Here is a 4,168-nt window from a genome sequence, read left to right as displayed (position 1 = left end):
GAGGCAGGGGGCGGGGGGCAGGGGGCAGGTGAGAAAACCACGAAGGACACGAAGGACACGAAGGGTTGGGAGATGGCCGCGTTCAGCCCGTGGGGCTGTAACAGACCAGCCCAGGGCAGAGCGGCGCGGCGGAGCCGCACAGCGCCGCCCTGGGTTTTGAGTGGCCCCCCGACCGCGAAGCCCTGCAAGGGCGAAACAGGACGACGAGGAAAACGCCGGTCGGCGGGACCGATTGTGCGGATTTCCGGGTGAGACGAGGCTCGGGGGGCTTTGCGGGGACCGGTTTCTCTCTGCGGCCGGCAATTGCGGCAATTACACTGGCGAGAGTCTCTCGCTTGCTCCTCCCCCTTCGTCTCGCTGTGCCTCCCATGCTGTTCCGCGGTTACTCGCTCGTCGCAGCGTTTCTGCTGCTCTGTTCGGCTTCGACGCTGTGGGCTCAGGATCCCTTTGGCGGGGACGATCCGTTTGGCGGAGGCAATCCGTTCGGGGCGGGGGATGATGCGGGCGACGCGGCAGGCGGAATTTTTGGCGGCGAGATCGGCGGTGGCGTGGGTGCCGCTCCGGCTCGGCCCCCTCAGCCCGGCGAGGAAGCCCAGGAAGAAGTCGATCCGCTGGTTCTCCAGCTTCGCCGCTATGCCGCTGGCTCGCCCGAGCAGCTCGGCGTCGCCGTGCGTGAAGCGAGCCGACTGCGACTGTGGAGCGAGCTCGACACGTTTCTCGGCACCAACCGCGTCGAAAATCTCTCGGCCGCCGAGCGGGTTCGCGTCGCCGAGACGGTGGGCCAAGCCCTGCTCACCCGAGCCTGGACCGAAGCGACGCTCGGCGAGGAGGCTCGCGAGTCACTGCGGCTGCTCCGCGAGGCGGTCGCCACCGCGGCGGTCGATCCGGCCACGCTCGACGCGGCGATCCGACAGCTCGGCTCCGAATCGTACGACGAGCGTCTGGGGGCGACGCGGACGTTGCTGCAAGGCGGCAATGCGGCGCTCGCGAAACTGGCAGCGGCCGCGGCGGCTGCGGAACCACCGGCCCCACGGCAAAGGATTATCAAGGTGCTCCGCGGTTTCGGAAGCTCGGGCTTCGAAGCCGTCGCTCCGCTCGCTCTCTATGGCGACGCGTCGGTCCGGACCGGAGCGCTGCGAACGCTCGCGGCGCTCGACCGCGAGCGGGCCCTGGCGATGCTCGTCACGGCGCTGCACAGCCGCGTGGCCAGCCCCGCCGAGCGAGAGCTGGCGGCGGCGATTCTCCGCCAGATCTTCCCGTCGCTCCCTTCGCGGCACGAAGCCGAACTGTATTTGGTCGATCGCTTGCGGGTGGCCAACGAAGCGTATCGTCGCAGCCGGCTAGGATTCGCCGGGGCACAGATTTGGCAGATCGATGCCGCGGGAACCGGAGTCGAGCCGGTCGTGCCGACGCCGACCGTCGCCACGGCGCGTCGCGCGGTGGACTTTGCCTCGATGCTGCAGCGATTGGGCAGCCTGCATCCCTCGACGCTCTCGGCAGCCGTTCGAGCCGAACTCCGCTATCGCTATCTGATCGATTCAATTTTCGGACTCGAGCCGGCCGATTTTGCACCGCTGCAGACGGCTTGGGGTGAGGCGCTAACCGATGCCACTTTTCTCTCCCGGTTGCTGAGCGACGCGCTCGGCCAGCCGGTGGGCGATTCGCTCGCCTACACCTTTGACGAATCGCTCGGCGATGCGTTGGGAGCTCCCGGACGGGGCGGGGGCGTGGGACCGGGCGAGACCCTAGATGATCCGGCCGCGGCGATCGCAATCCTCCGCTGGATGGCAGTAGTGGGCGATCCGGACGTGGTTTACACGACCGCCGCGGAGCCCGCCCCGCTGGTGGCCGCTGCCTCCCACCCGGAGCCGCGAGTGCGCTACGAAGCGGCGACCACGATTGGCGCGTTGGCCCCGCGGCAGCCCTACGAAGAGAGCAACCGCGTGCTCGACCGCTGGATCGAGATGTCGCAGCTGGACGACGCGCCGCTGGCCTTGTTGATGGTCAACGATGCTCTGTCGGCCCGCGTGCTCAACGCCCATCTCGACCAGCTCGGCTATCGGGTCGTCCGGGTTCCTTCGGCCGAGGCTTTGGTCGACGCGGTCGCTGCCGGCGGCGATCTGCAGTTGATCGTGGCCACGACCACGCCGCCGGACATGGTCGCCGTGGAGATGGTCGATCGCGTGCGACGCTTGCAGCTCGGCGGTCGTGTGCCGATCCTGCTCGTGGGTGAGCCGACCGAAGCACTGGTCACGATCGGCGATCGCTGGTTGGCACCGCTGCAGCAGATTCCGCTACCTCAGACCGTCGCTGCGGTGGCCGCGACGCTCCGCCCGATGAACGCTGCCGCTCCCCTGCCTCCGCTGAGGGCCGCGGAGCGTCAGGGCTACGCGCTGCAGGGCCTTGCGATTCTCGAGTCGCTTGCGGGCGAGCAAGGAACGCCGCAGCCGTACGACCTGCTCCGCCGCGAGCAAGCCCTGGCCGAAGCGAGCCAGCGGTCGGGTTTCAGCAGCGAGAGTTTGGCAGTATTGTCTGCACTGGGAAGTCCCCAATCGCAATCGCTGCTGGCGACGCTCGCGGCCAACCCTAGCCTCGATGCCGAGCTTCGCCAGCGGGCAGCCGAAGCGTTCGCCGCCTCGGTCGAGCGGTTCGGGACGCGGCTCTCCCGCCGGCAAGTCGCCGACCAGTATGAACGCTTCAACCTCGAACGGACTCCGGAGGGACGAGCCGCGATCGGGCGTGTCCTCGACGCGATGGAAGCGAAGGTCGGCGTCTCGAGCCAACCACCCCAAACCCCGCCGGCCGACTCTGCACCGCAGCCCGACCCCACACCGCAGCCCCCCGCGCCGCAGCCTTAGGCATCCCCGGAGCGGGCACCGAATCGAACCTGAGGATCCCGACCCTGCACAGCTCGCTTCCGCAAGATCGCGACGGCACCGCAGCATCCGGGGAAGCGCCGACCGGGGGCGGCGAAGCGCGGCTATCGAACTTGGCGGGGCTGCCCGGGATGGTAGCCTGTTCGGCCGCGATGCAGGAGCTCGCCCGCCTGGTGCGGCGGATCGCAGCGACCTCCGCTCCGGTCCTGCTCTACGGTGAAGTGGGTGTCGGCAAAGGGACTCTCGCCGCGGCAATCCACGCGCTCAGCGACCGCCGCGAGGCCCGCTTCGTGCGGTGCGATTGCGGCGAGATGACGTTGCCCGAGTTGCTCGCTACGGTGGCCGAAGCTGGTGAAGGGACCTTGTACCTCGCCGAGGTCGAACGTCTGCCGCCGGAGTTGCAAATCGGGTTGCTGCATGCGGTGCGGTGCGAAGCGAATCCGCTCGGCGAAGCGCTCGATTCCTCAAGTGCCGCCAACCCCGCCCTGTGTTCTCGGCGGAGCGGTGGCCATCGGTGGATCGCCGGCTGCGAGCGAGATCTGCGAGCCGAAGTCGACGCGGGCCGGTTTCGCGAGGACTTGTACTGGGCGCTGAACGTCATCCCGCTGGAGATCCCGCCGCTGCGGAATCGCAGTGAAGAGATTCCGAAGCTCGTCCGCCACTTTCTCGAGCGGAGCAACGCGCGGAATGGAGGCCGAGTCACGAAGGTCGCGCCGCGGGCGCTCGAGGCGCTCGAGGCCTACTCCTGGCCGGGGAACCTCCCGGAGCTCGGGGCGTATGTCGAGCGGGCCGTGGTGATGGCGGAAGGAGACGAGTTGACGCTGGAGCTGCTCCCCGAACCGCTCACAGGGATCGCCCCGCGACGCAGCGGAGGAATCGACCGCTTCGACCTCGCGTCGCTCACCGAGGAAGTCGTCGCCCAAGGGATCGCGGCGGTTGACCCCGACGAACCCAATCCGGCACTGCACAGCCGCGTCGTCAACGCCGTCGAGCGAGAGTTGATGCTGCAAGTGCTTCGCGGCTGCAATGGAGTCCGCAAGCAGGCCGCCGCCCGGCTGGGAATCAACCGCAACACGTTGCACAAGAAGCTGAAAGAGTACGGACTCGACAGCGAGTCGCCCGAGGCGTAGCCGATGTTAGCGCGGTGGGTTAAATCAGCCGCCACGCGCTAGCGTCCGGTTCTCACGATGTTTTCGGGAACCGGGGGCTAGCCCGGATATTTCATCCGCTGATCAGCGTAGGTATCTAGCGCGAGAGCCTTAGTTCCGGTAGACATTGGAGTTACCACACTT

At 68.0% G+C, this 4,168-nt stretch carries 2 protein-coding genes; both read left to right on the top strand.

Going from position 1 to position 4,168, the window contains the following annotated elements:
• The first annotated feature begins 368 nt into the window (after positions 1-368).
• Positions 369-2,858 (top strand): hypothetical protein, encoded by a 2,490-nt coding sequence (locus GNK13_RS19150; protein ID WP_203545382.1) that lies wholly within the window; start codon positions 369-371, stop codon positions 2,856-2,858.
• Between the two features lie 149 nt (positions 2,859-3,007).
• On the top strand, positions 3,008-4,006 hold the full coding sequence (locus tag GNK13_RS19145; RefSeq protein WP_164104169.1) for a sigma 54-interacting transcriptional regulator: 999 nt from the start codon (positions 3,008-3,010) through the stop codon (positions 4,004-4,006).
• Positions 4,007-4,168: the final 162 nt, after the last annotated feature.

The organism is Candidatus Laterigemmans baculatus (genome assembly GCF_010367455.1).
In the GTDB taxonomy this organism is placed as follows: Bacteria; Planctomycetota; Planctomycetia; order Pirellulales; family Pirellulaceae; genus Laterigemmans; species Laterigemmans baculatus.
This window is presented reverse-complemented; position numbering and strand designations above follow the sequence as displayed.